Source organism: Citrobacter sp. CK206 (assembly GCF_030333125.1).
GTDB classification, from domain to species: Bacteria; Pseudomonadota; Gammaproteobacteria; order Enterobacterales; family Enterobacteriaceae; genus Citrobacter_B; species Citrobacter_B koseri.
In genome coordinates this window covers 132348-150513 of record NZ_JAOWGM010000031.1, presented here as the reverse complement: position 1 = coordinate 150513, position 18166 = coordinate 132348, and the positions used below count along the sequence as shown (strand labels likewise).

At 55.1% G+C, this 18166-nt stretch carries 16 protein-coding genes; 15 read left to right on the top strand and 1 reads right to left on the bottom strand.

Annotated features, from left to right (window positions below):
• The first annotated feature begins 135 nt into the window (after positions 1-135).
• The 15 genes from uxuA to pmrB all read left to right on the top strand — a co-directional run bounded on the left by uxuA (position 136) and on the right by pmrB (position 18081).
• Positions 136-1200 carry a mannonate dehydratase gene (gene uxuA / locus OGX81_RS21745; protein WP_012134508.1) on the top strand — a complete coding sequence of 355 codons (1065 nt, stop codon included), beginning with the start codon at positions 136-138 and terminating at the stop codon, positions 1198-1200.
• Between the two features lie 150 nt (positions 1201-1350).
• Positions 1351-1587 carry a hemin uptake protein HemP gene (gene hemP, locus OGX81_RS21740; RefSeq protein WP_077956852.1) on the top strand — a complete coding sequence of 79 codons (237 nt, stop codon included), beginning with the start codon at positions 1351-1353 and terminating at the stop codon, positions 1585-1587.
• A 75-nt stretch (positions 1588-1662) separates the two neighbouring features.
• A complete protein-coding gene (locus tag OGX81_RS21735; RefSeq protein ID WP_104867876.1) occupies positions 1663-3645 on the top strand; it encodes a TonB-dependent hemoglobin/transferrin/lactoferrin family receptor in 1983 nt (660 codons plus the stop codon).
• A 45-nt stretch (positions 3646-3690) separates the two neighbouring features.
• Entirely contained in the window at positions 3691-4719 is a 1029-nt protein-coding gene (chuS, locus tag OGX81_RS21730; RefSeq protein ID WP_012134512.1) for a hematinate-forming heme oxygenase ChuS, read from the top strand.
• Entirely contained in the window at positions 4716-5537 is an 822-nt protein-coding gene (locus OGX81_RS21725) for a heme/hemin ABC transporter substrate-binding protein (protein ID WP_104867877.1), read from the top strand. Before chuS ends, OGX81_RS21725 begins: the two co-directional genes overlap by 4 nt.
• Positions 5537-6529 carry a FecCD family ABC transporter permease gene (locus tag OGX81_RS21720; RefSeq protein ID WP_047459566.1) on the top strand — a complete coding sequence of 331 codons (993 nt, stop codon included), beginning with the start codon at positions 5537-5539 and terminating at the stop codon, positions 6527-6529. Before OGX81_RS21725 ends, OGX81_RS21720 begins: the two co-directional genes overlap by 1 nt.
• On the top strand, positions 6522-7301 hold the full coding sequence (locus tag OGX81_RS21715; RefSeq protein WP_286487642.1) for a heme ABC transporter ATP-binding protein: 780 nt from the start codon (positions 6522-6524) through the stop codon (positions 7299-7301). Before OGX81_RS21720 ends, OGX81_RS21715 begins: the two co-directional genes overlap by 8 nt.
• Before the next feature lie 105 nt (positions 7302-7406).
• Positions 7407-8360, top strand: a complete 954-nt coding sequence (locus OGX81_RS21710; protein WP_104867879.1) for a nickel/cobalt transporter — start codon at positions 7407-7409, stop codon at positions 8358-8360.
• 109 nt (positions 8361-8469) lie between these two features.
• Positions 8470-10101, top strand: coding sequence for a sensor histidine kinase (locus OGX81_RS21705; RefSeq protein ID WP_047459570.1), 1632 nt, complete (start codon positions 8470-8472; stop codon positions 10099-10101).
• Complete coding sequence (gene dcuR / locus OGX81_RS21700) at positions 10098-10817, top strand: two-component system response regulator DcuR (protein WP_049011800.1); 720 nt, start codon at positions 10098-10100, stop codon at positions 10815-10817. The genes OGX81_RS21705 and dcuR overlap by 4 nt, the downstream gene beginning before the upstream one ends.
• A 597-nt stretch (positions 10818-11414) precedes the next feature.
• Complete coding sequence (dcuB, locus tag OGX81_RS21695) at positions 11415-12755, top strand: anaerobic C4-dicarboxylate transporter DcuB (protein ID WP_012134520.1); 1341 nt, start codon at positions 11415-11417, stop codon at positions 12753-12755.
• Positions 12756-12841: 86 nt separating this feature from the next.
• Positions 12842-14488 (top strand): class I fumarate hydratase FumA, encoded by a 1647-nt coding sequence (gene fumA / locus OGX81_RS21690; RefSeq protein WP_058668435.1) that lies wholly within the window; start codon positions 12842-12844, stop codon positions 14486-14488.
• Between the two features lie 198 nt (positions 14489-14686).
• A complete protein-coding gene (eptA, locus tag OGX81_RS21685; protein ID WP_104867881.1) occupies positions 14687-16330 on the top strand; it encodes a phosphoethanolamine transferase EptA in 1644 nt (547 codons plus the stop codon).
• Positions 16327-16995: a two-component system response regulator PmrA gene (pmrA, locus tag OGX81_RS21680; protein WP_012134524.1), complete on the top strand. Its 669-nt coding sequence runs from the start codon at positions 16327-16329 to the stop codon at positions 16993-16995. The genes eptA and pmrA overlap by 4 nt, the downstream gene beginning before the upstream one ends.
• Positions 16996-18081, top strand: a complete 1086-nt coding sequence (gene pmrB / locus OGX81_RS21675; RefSeq protein ID WP_024130816.1) for a two-component system sensor histidine kinase PmrB — start codon at positions 16996-16998, stop codon at positions 18079-18081.
• Here pmrB and pmrR read toward each other — a convergent pair.
• The gene (pmrR, locus tag OGX81_RS21670) at positions 18075-18164 is read right to left on the bottom strand and encodes an LpxT activity modulator PmrR (protein WP_052303351.1); all 90 of its coding nucleotides are present in this window, start codon (positions 18162-18164) and stop codon (positions 18075-18077) included. The genes pmrB and pmrR overlap by 7 nt on opposite strands.
• Positions 18165-18166: the final 2 nt, after the last annotated feature.

The window sequence follows — 18166 nt, the reverse complement described above, 5'->3', positions numbered from 1 at the left end:
ATTCCTGGCGGCATTTAATCTTTTTTCTACGGTAAGGTTGATCAAATTGTCATTACTGAATATGCTAGTCAATACTAGTATGGTATGAAGTCAAATATACGAAATACGCAATAAGATAAGAAAGGCGGACAAAGAATGCAGATGACAATGCGCTGGTTTGGGCCACAGGAAGACAAAATCCCGTTGGAATACATTCGCCAGGTGCCGGGTGTAGAAGGCGTCGTCGGGGCGCTCTATGATGTCGCCCCTGGAGAAGTGTGGCCGGTTGAAAAAATTAAGGCGCTGGTTGAGCAGGCGCACGCTGCGGGCCTGAAGATGGAAGTCATCGAAAGCGTCAATATCCACGATGACATCAAAATCGGCACCCCGGAACGCGATCGCTATATTGAGAATTACAAGCAGACGATCCGCAACCTGGCGGGCTTTGGCATAAAGGTCATCTGTTATAACTTCATGCCGGTCTTCGACTGGATGAAAACGGACATGAACTACGTCCTGCCGGACGGTTCTCTGACGATGGCCTTTGAAAAACATGGCATTGATAAGACGCTGGAAGAGGTCGTAAAAGAGGTTCTGGATAACTCCAACGGTTTCGCATTACCGGGATGGGAACCTGAGCGCCTGGCTAAAGTGCAGGAATTATTCGCGCGCTACAGTGGGGTGGATGACGACAAGCTGCGGGAAAACCTGTTTTATTTCCTCCGGGAGATTATTCCCGTGTGCGAAGAAGTGGGCGTGAAAATGGCCATTCACCCGGACGATCCGCCGTATTCTATTTTCGGCCTTCCGCGCGTGGTCAAAAACCACGCCGACCTGGCGATGATTTGCGATGCCGTTGACTCTCCGGCGAATGGCATCACCCTCTGTACCGGTTCGATCGCGGAAGATCCAGAAAATAACGTCTATGAAATCCTGGCTGAATTCACGCGTCGCAAGCGCCTCCATTTTGCGCACGTACGCAACATTAAGCTGATCAAAGATAAAGACTTCTACGAGTCGGCTCACCCTTCGCAGTACGGTTCGCTGGACATGTACCGCGTAATGCAGGCGCTCCACGATAACGGCTTTGATGGCTATATCCGCCCGGATCACGGTCGCTTTATCTGGGGAGAAACGGGACGCCCAGGCTATGGTCTTTACGACCGCGCGCTCGGCGTCACTTACCTGTCAGGTCTCTGGGAAGCGCTGGAGAAAAAATAAAGTCCGTTGTGAATCACGATGTAACGAGATAAAAAACCCGCCATTTTGCGGGTTTTTACTTGCCGTACCCCTCAATATCACCGCTTTTCTCACCAAAGTTGATCCAGACGCTATTTTACGAAAAAACGCTTGATGCAAAAATTGATCTTGATGATAATCATTCTTGTTATCATGTTTATTATCATTTTCATAACGGATGCGCCCGCTATGCATAACACTATGGCTGCAATAATAAAAAACAACGCTCCGCTTTCTCCTTCAGGCACCAAACGCCAGATAGACAGCAAAGTATTGCTCGGCGAAGAAGGCTGGGTACTGATTGAGCATAAGGGTGAACATTATCTGCTCCGCCAGACGCAATCCGGGAAACTGATCCTGACTAAATAAATAACCAATTTCGCCAGCCACCCAGGTCTCCCCCCAGGCAGCCAGCACTTTTCAATTTCCTTATGGAGAGTTGTTATGTTACGCCTGCAATCTGCCTCTTTGCGCCCATCTCTGCTGGCGCTGGCAATCGTTAGCACCCTGCCAGGGGCGGCTTACGCGACCACAGACGATATCACCGTCACTGCGACCGGTAATGCGCGCAGCACCTTTGAAGCCCCCATGATGGTGAGCGTTATCGATACGTCTGATCCCGAAAACCAGACCGCCAGCTCGGCAGCCGATCTGCTGCGTCCTGTTCCAGGGATCACCCTGAGCGGAAGCGGGCGAACCAACGGCCAGGATATCAGTATGCGTGGCTATGATCGTCGCGGCGTACTGATTCTGGTGGACGGCGTTCGTCAGGGAACCGATACCGGGCACCTCAACAGCACCTTCCTCGATCCGGCGTTGATCAAACGTATTGAGATCGTTCGCGGCCCTTCCGCACTGCTGTACGGCAGCGGCGCGCTGGGCGGCGTGATCTCTTATGAAACCACCGATGCGAAAGATCTGCTTCAGGAGGGCCAGAACAGCGGTTTCCGCGTCTTTGGTACTGGCGGCACCGGCGATCACAGTCTGGGAATGGGCGCCAGCGCCTTTGGCCGAACCGATAACCTTGATGGACTGGTGGCATGGTCCAGCCGCGATCGTGGCGACCTGCGCCAGGGCGACGGCTCCACGGCGCCAAATGATGAATCGATCAATAACATGCTGGCAAAAGGCACCTGGTATATTAACGATGCGCAGGCGCTGAGTGGGTCATTACGTTACTACAACAACGACGCGCAAGAGCCGAAGAACCCACAAACGATTGATGCCTCCACCAGCAACCCTCTTGTGGATCGCTCGACCATCCAGCGCGACATGCAGCTCTCTTACAGGATCGCGCCGCAGGGCAACGACTGGCTGAATGCCGATGCCAAAGTGTACTGGTCTGAAGCGCGCATCAACGCCCAGAACGTCGATAACACGGGCGAATTTCGCAAACAAACCACCAAAGGCGGAAAAGTTGAAAACCGCACGCGCCTCTTCAGCGACGCTTTCGCCTCTCACCTGCTGACGTATGGCGGAGAGTATTACCGTCAGGAGCAAAAACCCGGCGGCGTGACAACCGGCTTCCCGGAAGCAAAAATCGACTTCAGCTCCGGCTGGTTGCAGGATGAAATCACCCTTCGCGACCTGCCCGTCACCCTGCTGGGCGGCACGCGTTACGACAACTACCGCGGCAGCAGCGACGGCTATGACGATGTTGATGCCGATAAATGGTCATCCCGCGCCGGGTTAACCGTCAGCCCGACAGACTGGCTGATGCTGTTTGGCTCTTACGCCCAGGCATTCCGCGCGCCGACAATGGGTGAAATGTATAACGACGCAAAACACTTCTCCATTGGCAGCTTCTACACTAACTATTGGGTGCCAAACCCTAACCTGCGCCCGGAAACCAACGAAACGCAGGAGTACGGTTTTGGTCTGCGTTTCGACAATCTGATGCTGTCCAACGATGCGCTGGAGTTCAAAGCCAGCTACTTTGATACCAAAGCAAAAGATTACATCTCCACGACCGTCGATTTCGCCGCCGCGACCACCATGTCTTACAACGTCCCGAACGCCAAAATCTGGGGCTGGGATGTGATGACGAAATATACCGCTGATCTGTTCAGCCTCGACGTGGCCTACAACCGCACCCGTGGGAAAGACAAGGATACCGGAGAGTATATCTCCAGCATTAACCCGGATACCGTCACCAGCAAGCTGAATATTCCCGTCGCGCAGAGCGGCTTCTCCGTTGGCTGGGTAGGAACGTTTGCCGATCGCTCAACGCATATCAGCAGCGAATACAGCAAACAGCCGGGTTATGCCGTCAACGACTTTTACGTTAGCTACCAGGGACAGCAGGCGCTGAAAGGCATGACCACCACGCTGGTGTTGGGTAACGCCTTCGATAAAGAGTACTGGTCGCCGCAGGGCATCCCGCAGGACGGGCGCAACGGCAAGATTTTCGTGAGCTATCAATGGTAATCACCCGCCCCGGTTCGCCGGGGCAAACACTGGAAGGAAGAGACAATGAACCACTACACACGCTGGCTTGAGCTAAAAGAACAACATCCTGGTAAGTACGCGCGTGACATCGCTGGTTTACTGGGGATCAGCGAGGCGGAGCTGACGTTTGCCCGCGTCGGTCATGACGCATGGCGGCTGCGCGGCGACACGCGTGAAATTTTCGCGGCGCTGGAATCCGTTGGCGAAACAAAATGCATCTGCCGCAACGAGTATGCGGTACACGAGCAGGTCGGCGCATTCACCAATCAACACCTGAGCGGTCACGCCGGGCTGGTACTGAACCCACGCGCGCTCGATCTGCGCTTATTTTTAAATCAATGGGCCAGCGTGTTCCACATTAAGGAAGCGACCGCCCGCGGCGAGCGCCAGAGCATTCAGTTCTTTGATCATCAGGGCGATGCGCTCCTGAAGGTGTATGCCACGGACAACACCGACACCGCCGCCTGGGACGAGCTTCTGCAACATTTTATCGTGACCGAGAATGCGCCGCTGGCGCTGAAAGCGGCTGAAACCCCTGTTAACGAAACGGCTGCCGATGCCGTGACCGTCGACAGAGAGTGGCGCGCGATGACCGACGTTCACCAGTTCTTCACGCTGCTCAAGCGCCATAACCTGACCCGCCAGCAGGCTTTTGAACGGGTCGCTGACGATCTGGCCTGCAAGGTGCCGAATGGCGCGCTGGCGCAGCTCCTCGACGCCGCCCTTAAAGACGGCAATGAAATCATGGTGTTCGTCGGCAACAGAGGCTGCGTGCAAATTTTCACCGGCGTGGTCGAAAAAGTCGTGCCGATGAAAGGCTGGCTGAATATTTTCAACCCGACGTTTACGCTGCACCTGCTGGAAGAGACGATTGCCGAGACCTGGATAACCCGCAAACCTACCGCAGACGGCCACGTCACCAGTCTGGAACTCTTTGCGCATGACGGCACGCAAATCGCTCAGCTTTACGGTCAGCGTACGGAAGGCGAACCAGAACAGACACAGTGGCGCAAACAGATTGAGGCGCTGATGCCAAAAGGGCTGGCGGCATGAAAAAACTGCTTGCCCTGATTGCCGCCCTGCCGCTGACGGTTCTTGCCGCGAAACAGGATAGGATCGTCGCGCTCGGCGGAGATGTCACCGAGATCGTGTACGCGCTCGGCGCACAGTCTTCGCTGGTCGCCCGCGACAGCACCAGCCAGTGGCCGCCGGAGGCCACTGCCCTGCCGGATGTGGGGTATCTGCGCCAGCTAAATGCCGAAGGTATCCTCGCCACGCGTCCCGATCTTGTGCTGGCAAGCAGCCAGGCTCAGCCCTCGCTGGTACTCAAACAGGTCGAGCAAAGTCATGTTCGGGTCATTACCGTACCGAGCCGCAACGACCTGCGCGTCATCGACGAGAAAGTGCAGGTCATCGCCAACGCCACCGACCGGGTGGCTGAAGGCGAGGCGCTGCGCCAGACGCTGAATAAAGAGATTTCCGCGCTGCCGACCACGCCGCTCAATAAGCGGGTGCTGTTTATTCTTAACCACGGCGGAATGAGCGCGATGGCCGCCGGACAGCAAACGGGAGCGGATGCCGCCATTCGCGCGGCAGGGCTACAAAATGCGATGCAGGGCGTCTCCCGCTATCAGCCGCTCTCACAGGAAGGCGTGATCGCCAGCCAGCCCGATCTGGTGGTGCTTCCCCAGGAGGGATTAACGGCGATGGGCGGCGAAGAGAATCTCTGGAAGTTACCGGGACTGGCGCAGACCCCTGCCGGGCGCAATAAGCAGGTGTTCGCGGTCGATGATATGGCGCTGCTCGGTTTTAGCGTGCGTACGCCTCAGGCGATTCAGCAGCTACGCGCGAAAGCGGAGTCATTGCCCTGATGCCACGGCGGATCACGCTTTCTCTGTATACGCTGGCGCTGATGCTGGCAGTGGTGACGGTCGTGGCAAGCGGTTTTGGCGCATTACGCCTGCCGCTCAGCCTGCTCTGGCATGACGGCGACGACGCGTTACGCCAGATCTGGTTCAACATTCGTCTGCCCCGGGTTCTGCTCGCGCTGGTAATTGGCGGCTCGCTGGCGCTGGCCGGGTGCGTGATGCAGGGGCTCTTTCGCAACCCCCTCGCCGATCCGGGACTGCTCGGCATCAGCAGCGGCGCGGCGTTAGCCGTTGCGCTGTGGGTCGTCCTTCCGCTCACGCTGCCTCCCCTGATTATGCTGTATGCGCCGATGCTGGCGGCATTCATTGGCGCGCTCATCGCAACAGTCGTTATTTTCCTGCTCAGCCGACAGCGGGACAGTTCGCTCTCCCGGCTGCTGCTGGTCGGCATCGCCATTAATGCGCTATGCGGCGCGGCGGTGGGCGTGTTGTCGTGGATCAGCAATGACACCCAGCTACGCCAGCTCTCGCTATGGGGAATGGGCAGCCTTGGCCAGGCGCAGTGGTCAACGCTGCTGGCGGTCGCCTCTTTGATGATCCCAACGGTATTTCTCATCTGGCGTCTTGCTGGCGCGCTTAACCTGCTGCAACTGGGAGAGGAAGAGGCGCATTACCTGGGCGTCGATGTCCGGGTTGTTCAGCGAATCCTGCTGATCTGTAGCGCGTTGCTGGTGGCGGCGGCTGTCGCCGTCAGCGGCGTGATCGGTTTTATCGGTCTGGTCGTGCCGCATCTGATACGAATGTGGTTAGGGGCAGACCATCGTGCGGTTATCCCCGGCTCCGTGCTGGCGGGCGCCTTTCTGCTGCTGATTGCCGATACCATCGCCCGAACGCTGGTTGCCCCGGCTGAAATGCCGGTCGGGCTGCTGACCAGTATTCTGGGCGCGCCGTGGTTCCTGTGGCTTATTTTCCGCCGGGGAGGTCAGTATGGCTGAACGTTTTCTCGCTGACAGCGTCAGCTACGCCGCTGCGGGCAGAACAATTATTCGCGATATCTCGCTCTCCCTGACCCAGGGAGAACTGCTGGCATTAATTGGCCCCAACGGTGCCGGGAAATCGACGCTGTTAAGGCTGCTCACCGGTTATCTCACTCCGGCAGACGGGCGTTGCCTGCTGGCCGGCAAACCGCTTGAGCAATGGTCTGCGCAGACGCTGTCCCGCTACCGCGCGGTCATGCTTCAGCAAACGCGAATGGGGTTTGACTGGCCCGTTGGGGCCGTAATCGGCATGGGGCGAATGCCCTGGACGCAGCAGCCCGAAGCGGCGGTGATTCATCAGGTGATGCAGCTTACCGAATGTTTGTCGCTGGCGGGAAGACGTTACGCCTCCTTGTCCGGCGGCGAACAGCAGCGCGTACAGCTGGCGCGCGCGCTGGCGCAGCTATGGTGCGACGGCTCCCCACGCGGCTGGCTTTTTCTTGATGAGCCCACCTCCGCGCTGGATCTGTTCCATCAGCAGCATTTACTGCGGTTGCTGAAAACGCTGACCCGTAAGGGCCATCTGCATGTTTGCATCGTGCTGCACGATCTCAACCTGGCGGCCCTGTGGGCGGATCGAATCGTGCTGCTGCATGGCGGCAACATCGTTGCCGAAGGCGCATCCGCCGAGGTTCTGCAAGCCGATACGCTAACCCGCTGGTACGGCGCGGAAGTTCACGTCGGAACACACCCGACAAGCGGCGGGCCGCAGATCTTCCTCGCGCCTTAACCGGAAAATGCCGGATAGCGGCTTCGCCTTATCCGGCAGACAATTCTGCGGAGAATCGCTTTCCTCAGGCTATACTTTCCGCAAAACTCATCACCAGGCGGAATCATGATCGCACCAAAACAGCTTCCCTCCCTGCGTTTACCGCTGGCAGGACTCCTGATGTTGACGCTGCTGTGGGCAGGTTTCACCGTGCACAGCCATTGGGAAGCGTTTATCCAGTGGTGTCTCGCCGCCCAGATCACCCTGCACCGCTATCTGGTCATGTATTTGCTGCAACTCAATAACCACCAGTACACCGGCGGGCTATGGCTGCTGACCGGCGCGTTCTTCTATGGCGTACTGCATGCGATTGGGCCGGGGCATGGGAAATTTATCGTCACCACCTGGCTGAGCACGACGAAAGAGAGCCTGCTTGCCGCGCGGGTCGTACCCTTTATTGGCAGCCTGATGCAGGGCGTCAGCGCCATACTGTTCGTGTTTATTCTGGCGGTCGGCTTCAACCTGGCCGCCGGCGATCTCAGCACCAGCCGCTGGTACGTCGAGAAAATCAGCGCCGTCCTGATTGGCGCGTTCGGGCTACTTATCATCTACCAGGCGTTAAAAACCCTGCGTCCAAAGCCCATTTTCTCGCGTTTCTCCCAGCCGCACAGCCACGACGAACACTGTGGCTGCGGGCATCACGGCGTGGGCGCAGAACTCACCGACGGCAACTGGAAAACACGCCTCGGCGTGATTCTGGCGACAGGCGCCCGCCCCTGTAGCGGGGCAATCATGATTTTACTGTTCTCCAACGCGCTCGGCATTGTCAGTTGGGGGATTGCCGCCGTCATGACCATGTCCTTCGGCACGGCGCTGTCGATTATGGGGCTGTCGCTGGCGGTACGTTACGCACGCAACCAGACCCAGGCGCTGTTTGCCGGGAACCATGCCCCCCTGCGCTGGCTGGGGCCGGTTATCCGTATCATCGGCGGGCTGGCGCTGGTGCTGTTTGCCCTCATTCTGTTTCTGACGGTGATCCCCATCAGTGCGAACGGTGATTATATTGCGGCGGGGTGTTAACCTGTTTGCCGGGCGATAGCGTGCTTATGTCCCTGTCTTTCCCTACCTCCTTTGAATTACCCGTCCCATCAGGGATAATACCCACACAATGTGTAATCTCAGGATCGCGATGAAACATTCTCTGCAACGCCGCGCTGGACGAAAACGCCAGATGAAACTCGGCACGACCGTGATATTGATGGTCAGCGCCGTGTTGTTCTCCGTGCTGCTCGTCGTCCATCTGATTTATTTCTCACAGATCAGCCACATGACGCGCGACGCGCTGGCAGACAAAGCGCTGGCGGTCGCCCGTACGCTGGCGGACTCCCCGGAAATTCGCCAGCGTATGAAGCAAAAGCCGACAGAGAGCGGCATTCAGGCGATCGCCGAGGCGGTTCGCAAACGCAACGATATGTTATTTATCGTGATTACCGATATGAAGAGCATTCGCTATTCGCACCCGGAAGCGCAGCGAATCGGCCAGCCGTTTAAAGGCGACGACATCCTGCTGGCGCTACAGGGGCATGAAAACGTCGCCATCAATCGCGGTTTTCTTGCCAAAGCGCTGCGGGTTTTCACGCCCATTTATGACGACAATCATCAGCAGATCGGCGTCGTGGCGATTGGCCTTGAGCTCAGCAGAGTAACGGAGCAGATCAACAACAGCCGCTGGAGCATCATCTGGTCGATTCTGTTCGGCGCGCTGGTGGGGCTGCTGGGCACTTACGTGCTGGTGAAGGTGCTCAAACGCATCCTGTTCGGCCTGGAGCCGTATGAAATTTCCACGCTGTTTGAGCAGCGCCAGGCGATGCTGCAATCCATCAAAGAGGGGGTAGTCGCCGTTGACGACAGCGGCGAGGTGACATTAATCAACCAGGCGGCGCAGGAACTTCTTGATTACCGCAAATCGCAGGATGACGCGCACTTATCCTCGCTTAGCCACGCCTGGTCGCAGGTAGTGAATCTGAACGACGTGCTCCGCGACGGTACGCCGCGCCGGGATGAAGAGATTACCGTTAAAGATCGTCTGCTGCTTATCAACACCGTTCCGGTGCGCAGCAATGGAAAAATCATCGGCGCGATCTCCACGTTCAGGGACAAAACAGAAGTCCGCCAGCTCATGCAGCGTCTGGACGGAATGGTCAACTACGCGGATGCACTCCGTGAACGATCCCACGAATTTATGAACAAATTACATGTCATTCTGGGATTATTGCATCTGAAGAGTTATAAGCAGCTTGAAGATTATATTATTAAGACGGCTAATAACTATCAGGAAGAGATCGGCTCACTGTTGGGGAAAATAAAGTCGCCCGTTATCGCAGGCTTTTTGCTCAGTAAGATTAATCGCACCTCCGATTTAGGGCACAGCCTAGTGATTAGCAATGAAAGTCGATTACCGGACAGCCGTAATGAAGATCAAATCACCGTATTGATTACCATTCTGGGCAATTTAATTGAAAACGCGCTGGAGGCGCTAGGTCAACAACCCGGCGGTGAAATCAGCGTATCCTTGCATTATCGGCATGGCTGGCTGCATTGTGAAGTCAACGATGACGGGCCGGGAATTGACCCCGAACGCATAGAGCAAATTTTTGACAAAGGCGTCTCGTCAAAAGGAACGGAGCGTGGCGTCGGTCTGGCGATAGTAAAACAGCAAGTTGAGAGTATCGGCGGCAATATTACCGTCGAATCGGAACCCGGGATCTTCACACAATTTTTTGTTCAAATACCCTGGGACGGGGAGAGGACCAGCATATGATCAATGTTTTAATTGTCGATGACGATGCGATGGTAGCAGAGTTAAACCGCCGCTATGTTGCGCAGATCGCTGGCTTTCACTGCTGCGGCACCGCGTCTACGCTGGAGAAAGCAAAAGCGTTTATCTTCGATGGCGAAAACCATATTGATCTGATTTTACTGGATATTTACATGCAGAAGGAGAACGGGCTGGACCTGCTGCCCGTCCTGCACAGCGCCGGATGCAAATGTGACGTCATCGTTATCTCCTCCGCCGCCGACGCCACCACCATCAAAGATTCGCTCCATTACGGCGTGGTCGATTATTTGATCAAACCGTTTCAGGCTTCCCGCTTTGAAGAGGCGCTGACCGGCTGGCTGCAAAAGAAAACGGCGATGGAGAAGCACCAGTATTATGAACAATCAGAGCTGGATCGGCTGATTCACGGCAGTTCATCCAATGAGCCGGATACCCGACGCCTGCCTAAAGGGCTGACGCCGCAAACGCTGCGCACCCTGTGTCAGTGGATCGATGCGCACCAGGACCAGGAATTTTCAACTGACGAGCTGGCGAATGAGGTCAATATTTCCCGCGTTTCCTGCCGTAAATATCTTATCTGGCTGGTCAATTGCCATATTCTGTTTACCAGCATCCATTATGGCGTGACCGGCAGACCGGTTTACCGTTATCGTATTCAGGCCGAACATTATTCTTTACTTAAGCAATATTGCCAGTAGAAAAGAAGCCGCTTCGCATTATGCGTTATATAAAGGTAACAATTATTACAATAATGAAAAATAACAAAGGCACAAGTTACACCCTCAAAAATAGAGAATTTGTGCCAGATCAAATATGAACACAAATATGTTTTAATTCATCAGCTTATTATTCAGAAGCGTCACATTGTTTTTAATTTCAAAAACGGTAACAAAAGTTAATTAAGTATTATGTGACTCGTAGAGTGTGTATTTTTAACTATAAAGGAGTAGTCTGGGATTCACCGGACACATAAAAAAAATTAAAATAACGCTATTTTTGTGAGCAGACGATATGTTCCTGAAATTCAGTAACATAGAATACAAAACACACAACCTGCCCTGCTCTTCTTTGTCAACCAGCCCATCGCCAGGGAGCTTCGTTCTCTGAATACGCCATAAACAGAAGCCAAGAATGACTCATGATTTACTGAAAAATTCTTATTTCATGTTTAGAGATTAATCATCAATACAGACAAAGCGAATATTCGTCAGGCTCTGAGGACAATTCACAAAAAACAGAACATGACTGTGATCTATTTATCAAAAATTAAACAGGTTTATCGCGAGGGTAGATAAATGTTATTTAGTATACAACTTATCATAATATTAGTGTGTTTGTTTTATGGCGCCAGAAAAGGCGGTATCGCGCTGGGTTTATTAGGCGGTATCGGTCTGGTCATTCTGGTCTTTGTTTTCCACCTCCAGCCGGGTAAACCGCCCGTCGACGTGATGCTGGTGATCATCGCCGTGGTCGCCGCCTCCGCCACGCTACAGGCCTCCGGCGGCCTGGATGTGATGTTGCAGATTGCCGAGAAGCTGCTGCGTCGCAACCCCAAATACGTCTCCATCGTCGCCCCGTTTGTAACCTGCACGCTGACCATCCTGTGCGGTACGGGCCATGTGGTGTACACCATTCTGCCCATCATCTACGACGTCGCGATTAAGAACAATATTCGCCCGGAACGTCCTATGGCAGCCAGTTCTATCGGCGCGCAGATGGGGATCATCGCCAGCCCGGTTTCTGTGGCGGTCGTTTCGCTGGTCGCGATGCTGGGTAACTTCACCTTTAACGGTAAGCATCTGGAGTTCCTTGACCTGCTTTCCATCACCATTCCATCGACCCTGCTGGGTATCCTGGCTATCGGTATTTTCAGCTGGTTCCGTGGTAAAGATCTGGATAAAGACGAAGAGTTCCAGAAGTTCATCTCCGTCCCGGAAAACTACCACTACGTGTATGGCGACACCGCCACGCTGCTGGATAAAAAACTGCCGAAAAGCAACTGGCTGGCCATGTGGATCTTCCTGTCGGCCATCGCCGTTGTCGCTCTGTTAGGCGCCTTCTCTGAACTGCGTCCGGTCTTCGGCGGCAAACCGCTGTCGATGGTGCTGGTCATTCAGATGTTCATGCTGCTGACCGGCGCGCTGATTATTATCCTGACAAAAACCAATCCTGCTTCTATCTCAAAAAATGAAGTCTTCCGTTCAGGTATGATCGCGATTGTGGCGGTGTACGGTATTGCCTGGATGGCGGAAACCATGTTCGGCGCGCACATGACTGAAATCGAAAGCGTGCTGGGCGAAATGGTGAAAGAGTATCCGTGGGCCTATGCAATTGTTCTGCTGCTGGTCTCCAAGTTTGTAAACTCCCAGGCGGCGGCGCTGGCGGCGATTGTTCCGTTGGCACTGGCTATCGGCGTAGACCCGGCTTACATCGTGGCGTCAGCACCAGCGTGCTATGGCTACTACATTCTGCCGACCTACCCGAGCGATCTGGCCGCGATTCAGTTCGACCGTTCCGGCACCACCCACATTGGTCGCTTCGTCATTAACCACAGCTTTATTCTGCCCGGTTTGATTGGCGTAAGCGTCTCCTGTGTATTTGGCTGGATCTTCGCCGCCATGTACGGGTTCCTGTAACAGCACCTTGCGTGCCGCCCGTTATCGCGCGGCACGCCATCTATACAATTCAAATAATTCAGGATAATTAAAAAGGCTGGAAGCATATGTCGAATAAAGAATTTATATATCAGGCGCCTTTCCCGATGGGGGAAGACAAAACGGAGTATTATCTCCTGACCTCCGATCACGTTAGCGTTGGCGAATTTGAAGGAGAGTCGATACTGAAGGTTGAGCCACAGGCCCTGACACTCCTGGCCCAGCAAGCCTTCCACGATGCCTCCTTTATGCTCCGCCCGGAGCACCAGCAACAAGTCGCCTCCATTCTCCATGACCCCGAAGCCAGCGAAAACGATAAGTACGTCGCGCTGCAATTTTTACGCAACTCCGAAATTGCCGCTAAAGGCGTTCTGCCGACCTGCCAGGATACCGGCACGGCGATTATCGTCGGTAAAAAGGGCCAGCGCGTCTGGACGGGCGGCGGCGATGAAGCCGCGCTCTCCAAAGGCGTGTTCAACACCTATATCGAAGACAACCTGCGCTATTCGCAGAACGCCGCGCTGGATATGTACAAAGAGGTCAACACCGGCACCAACCTGCCCGCGCAAATCGACCTCTACACGGTTGATGGCGATGAATACAAGTTCCTCTGCGTGGCAAAAGGCGGCGGCTCGGCGAACAAAACCTATCTGTATCAGGAAACCAAAGCGCTGCTGACGCCCGGCAAGCTGAAAAACTTCCTCGTTGAGAAAATGCGCACTCTGGGCACCGCAGCCTGCCCGCCATACCACATCGCGTTTGTGATTGGCGGGACATCGGCGGAAAGCACGCTGAAAACCGTGAAGCTGGCCAGTACGCATTATTACGACGGTCTGCCGACTGAAGGTAACGAACACGGCCAGGCCTTTCGCGATATTCAACTGGAACAGGAACTGCTGGAAGAGGCGCAGAAGCTCGGCCTCGGCGCACAGTTTGGCGGTAAATACTTCGCGCACGATATCCGGGTAATCCGCCTGCCGCGTCACGGCGCGTCCTGCCCGGTCGGCATGGGCGTCTCCTGCTCGGCTGACCGCAACATCAAAGCCAAAATCAACCGTGAAGGGATCTGGATCGAAAAACTGGAGCACAATCCCGCGCAGTACATCCCGGAATCCCTGCGTCAGGCCGGTGAAGGCGAAGTGGTGAAAGTTGACCTCAACCGGCCGATGAAAGAGATCCTCGCCCAGCTTTCACAGTACCCGGTATCAACCCGCCTGTCGCTGAGCGGCACCATCATCGTCGGTCGCGATATCGCCCATGCGAAGTTGAAAGAGCGCATCGAATCCGGCGAAGGTCTGCCGCAGTACATTAAAGATCACCCCATCTACTACGCAGGCCCGGCGAAAACGCCAGCAGGCTACCCGTCCGGCTCCCTGGGGCCAACCACCGCAGGACGCATGGACTCCTACGTTGACCTGCTGCAATCTCACGGCGGCAGCATGATCATGCTGGCGAAAGGCAACCGTAGCCAGCAGGTCACCGACGCCTGCCACAAATACGGCGGCTTCTATCTGGGCAGCATTGGCGGCCCGGCTGCGGTGCTGGCGCAACAGAGTATCAAGCATCTGGAGTGCGTGGAGTACCCGGAACTGGGTATGGAAGCGATCTGGAAAATCGAAGTGGAAGACTTCCCGGCGTTTATCCTGGTGGATGACAAAGGCAACGATTTCTTCCAGCAGATTGTCAGCAAACAGTGCGCGAACTGCGCGAAATAACCTGCCCGGCCCGGCGATCCTGTCGGGCCGTTTTTCCCTTTATTTACAGCATGGCGGATACGCCGTTTACCCCCCGATGGCGCTACGTTTATCAGTCCTGTGGCGACGATCGCAGGTCGCCCCACAACCTTAAAAACTTAAGGTTGGCTTAATGTTGCTTTGCGAGGATCGGCGCACTTAGTTGATGGACATACCATAATGCTGAAGCGCGTTTTAAAAAGACCGACCCTCGGACACATTACCTGGCTGTTACTCCTCTCATTCTACATCGCCGTCTGTCTGAACATCGCTTTCTACAAGCAGGTGATGCAAGCCCTGCCGCTGGATTCAATGCACAACGTGCTGGTGTTTTTATCCATGCCGCTTGTCGCGTTTAGCGTCATCAATATCGTACTGACGCTGGCGTCGTTCCTGTGGCTTAACCGCCCGCTGGCCTGCCTCTTTATTCTGACGGGCGCCGCCGCGCAATACTTCATCATGACCTACGGCATCGTCATGGACCGCTCCATGATCGCCAACATGATGGATACCACACCGGCAGAAACGTTCGCGCTGGTCACGCCACAAATGGCGCTTACGCTGGGATTAAGCGGCCTTCTGGCGGCGGTAATCGCCTGTAGCATCAAAATCAAACCGACCTCTCTGACATTACGCAGCGGCGCGTATCGCGCCCTCAACGTGCTGGCTTCGCTTCTGCTGATCGTGCTGGTCGCCGCCTGCTTCTACAAAGATTACGCCTCGCTTTTTCGCAATAACAAAGAGCTGATCAAGTCTCTCAGCCCGTCGAACAGCCTGGTCGCCAGTTGGTCGTGGTATTCACATGAGCGACTCGCCAACCTGCCTTTGGTACGCATTGGCGAAGATGCGCATCGCAATCCCGCGATGCTGAAAGAAAAACGACATAATCTGACCATCCTGATCGTCGGCGAAACCTCGCGTGGGGATAACTTCTCGCTGTCTGGCTATTCACGGCAAACCAACCCGCGTCTGGCGCAGGATAATGTGGTCTACTTCCCGCACACCACCTCCTGCGGCACCGCAACGGCGATCTCGGTTCCCTGCATGTTTTCCGGTATGCAGCGTAAACACTACAACGAAGGGCTGGCGCACCATCAGGAAGGGTTGCTGGACATCATTCAACGAGCCGGAGTTAGCGTGCTGTGGAACGATAACGACGGCGGCTGTAAAGGCGCCTGCGATCGCGTGCCGCATCAGGATATGACCGCGCTGAAATTGCCGGGTCAGTGCATTAACGGCGAATGTTACGACGAAGTGCTCTTTCACGGGCTGGAGGAATACATCGATAAACTCCAGGGCGACGGCGTCATTGTGCTGCACACCATCGGCAGCCACGGTCCGACCTATTATCACCGTTATCCGCCGCAGTTTGCGCAATTTACCCCGACCTGCGACACCAATGAAATTCAGACCTGTTCACAGCAACAGTTAGTGAATACTTACGATAATACCGTACTGTACGTGGACTATATTGTTGATAAGGCAATCAATATATTAAAAGCGCATCAGGATAAATTCACCACCAGCCTGGTCTATCTTTCCGACCACGGTGAATCTTTAGGAGAAAATGGCGTCTATTTGCATGGGCTGCCATACGCCATTGCGCCGGATGCGCAAAAGCATATCCCGATGCTCCTCTGGCTCTCGGAGGATTATCAGAAACGTTACCGGACAGACCTGACATGTTTGCAAAAGCGGGCAGCCCAGGAGGATTTCTCGCAGGACAATCTTTTCTCAACCATGCTCGGATTAACGGGCGTACAGACCAGGAACTACCAGGCCGCAGACGATATTCTGCAACCTTGCAGGAGGCTAACTGAATGAAAATTCTGATTGTTGAAGACGATACGCTGTTATTACAGGGACTGATACTCGCTGCACAAACGGAGGGTTACGCCTGCGACGGCGTTTCTACCGCCCGGGCGGCGGAACACTGTCTGGAAACAGGGCATTACAGCCTGGTCGTGCTGGATCTTGGGTTGCCTGATGAGGACGGTCTGCACTTTCTGACGCGAATAAGACAGAAAAAATACACCCTTCCGGTATTGATCCTCACCGCCCGCGACACGCTCAACGACCGCATCACCGGGCTGGATGTCGGGGCGGATGATTATCTGGTGAAGCCGTTTGCGCTGGAGGAGTTACATGCGCGTATTCGCGCGCTGCTGCGTCGTCATCACAATCAGGGTGAAAGCGAATTGACCGTCGGCAATCTGATGCTGAATCTGGGGCGTCGTCAGGTGTGGCTGGCCGGGCAAGAGCTTATCTTAACGCCCAAAGAGTATGCGCTGCTGTCGCGGCTGATGCTCAAAGCAGGCAGCCCGGTACACCGTGAAATCTTGTATAACGACATCTATAACTGGGATAACGAACCGTCAACCAATACCCTGGAAGTGCATATTCACAACCTGCGCGACAAAGTGGGGAAATCACGTATCCGCACGGTGCGCGGGTTTGGTTATATGCTGGTTGCCGTTGAGGAAAACTAAGTGAACCTTACGCGTTTTCTGCACAGACCGATGACCCTTCGTCAGCGTCTGATGCTGACCATTGGCTCTATCCTGCTGGTGCTGCAACTGATCAGCACCTTCTGGCTATGGCACGAGAGCACCGAGCAGATTGAGCTTTTCGAGCAGGCGCTGCTGGAGGACAGGAATAACGATCGGCACATCAGGCATGAGGTTCGCGAAGCGGTCGCCAGCCTGATCGTTCCCGCCGTATTTATGGTCAGCCTGACGCTGCTGATCTGCTATCAGGCCGTCCGGCGCATCACCCGCCCGCTTGCCGACCTGCAAAAAGAGCTGGAAGCCCGCACGGCCGATAACCTGACGCCCATCGATATTCACAGCTCGACGATTGAAATTGAAGCCGTCGTCTCGGCGCTTAACCAACTGGTCACTCGCCTGACGACGACGCTGGAGAATGAACGCCTGTTCACCGCCGACGTCGCCCACGAGCTACGCACGCCGCTGGCGGGCGTGCGTCTGCATCTGGAACTGCTGGCGAAAGCGCACAACGTTAACGTCACGCCGTTGATTGCGCGTCTTGATCAAATGATGGACAGCGTTTCGCAGCTGCTGCAATTAGCACGCGTGGGGCAGTCGTTCTCATCCGGTAATTACCAGTCGGTGAAGCTGCTGGATGACGTGATCCTGCCCTCTTACGATGAACTGAACACCATGCTGGAAACACGCCAGCAGACGCTGCAACTGCCGGAAAGCACAGCAGACGCCACCGTGCGCGGCGATGCCACGCTACTGCGTATGCTGTTGCGTAATCTTGTGGAAAATGCGCACCGCTACAGTCCGAAAGGGTCAACCATCACCATTATCCTCAATAATGCGGAAAGCGACGCGATGATGGCCGTCGAAGACGAAGGGCCGGGAATTGATGAAAGTAAATGCGGGGAGTTAAGTGAAGCGTTTGTCCGCATGGACAGCCGCTATGGCGGTATCGGGCTGGGATTGAGCATCGTCTCCCGCATCACGCAGCTGCACCACGGGCAATTCTTTTTGCAAAACCGTGTGGGAACGACGGGAACCCGCGCGTGGGTGCTGTTGAAAAGAGATCAGTAAGTCGTAACCCAGACATACAGGAAACTGCTGACAATCAGCATACTGAACAGGGCTGTCAGACTTTCATACATTCGCGTTTTCATCA

Coding starts and splice junctions, on each gene's coding strand:
- uxuA (WP_012134508.1), top strand. CDS start 136: ATGCAGATGACAATGCGCTGGTTTGGGCCACAGGAAGACAAAATCCCG.
- hemP (WP_077956852.1), top strand. CDS start 1,351: ATGATAATCATTCTTGTTATCATGTTTATTATCATTTTCATAACGGAT.
- OGX81_RS21735 (WP_104867876.1), top strand. CDS start 1,663: ATGTTACGCCTGCAATCTGCCTCTTTGCGCCCATCTCTGCTGGCGCTG.
- chuS (WP_012134512.1), top strand. CDS start 3,691: ATGAACCACTACACACGCTGGCTTGAGCTAAAAGAACAACATCCTGGT.
- OGX81_RS21725 (WP_104867877.1), top strand. CDS start 4,716: ATGAAAAAACTGCTTGCCCTGATTGCCGCCCTGCCGCTGACGGTTCTT.
- OGX81_RS21720 (WP_047459566.1), top strand. CDS start 5,537: ATGCCACGGCGGATCACGCTTTCTCTGTATACGCTGGCGCTGATGCTG.
- OGX81_RS21715 (WP_286487642.1), top strand. CDS start 6,522: ATGGCTGAACGTTTTCTCGCTGACAGCGTCAGCTACGCCGCTGCGGGC.
- OGX81_RS21710 (WP_104867879.1), top strand. CDS start 7,407: ATGATCGCACCAAAACAGCTTCCCTCCCTGCGTTTACCGCTGGCAGGA.
- OGX81_RS21705 (WP_047459570.1), top strand. CDS start 8,470: ATGAAACATTCTCTGCAACGCCGCGCTGGACGAAAACGCCAGATGAAA.
- dcuR (WP_049011800.1), top strand. CDS start 10,098: ATGATCAATGTTTTAATTGTCGATGACGATGCGATGGTAGCAGAGTTA.
- dcuB (WP_012134520.1), top strand. CDS start 11,415: ATGTTATTTAGTATACAACTTATCATAATATTAGTGTGTTTGTTTTAT.
- fumA (WP_058668435.1), top strand. CDS start 12,842: ATGTCGAATAAAGAATTTATATATCAGGCGCCTTTCCCGATGGGGGAA.
- eptA (WP_104867881.1), top strand. CDS start 14,687: ATGCTGAAGCGCGTTTTAAAAAGACCGACCCTCGGACACATTACCTGG.
- pmrA (WP_012134524.1), top strand. CDS start 16,327: ATGAAAATTCTGATTGTTGAAGACGATACGCTGTTATTACAGGGACTG.
- pmrR (WP_052303351.1), bottom strand. CDS start 18,164: ATGAAAACGCGAATGTATGAAAGTCTGACAGCCCTGTTCAGTATGCTG.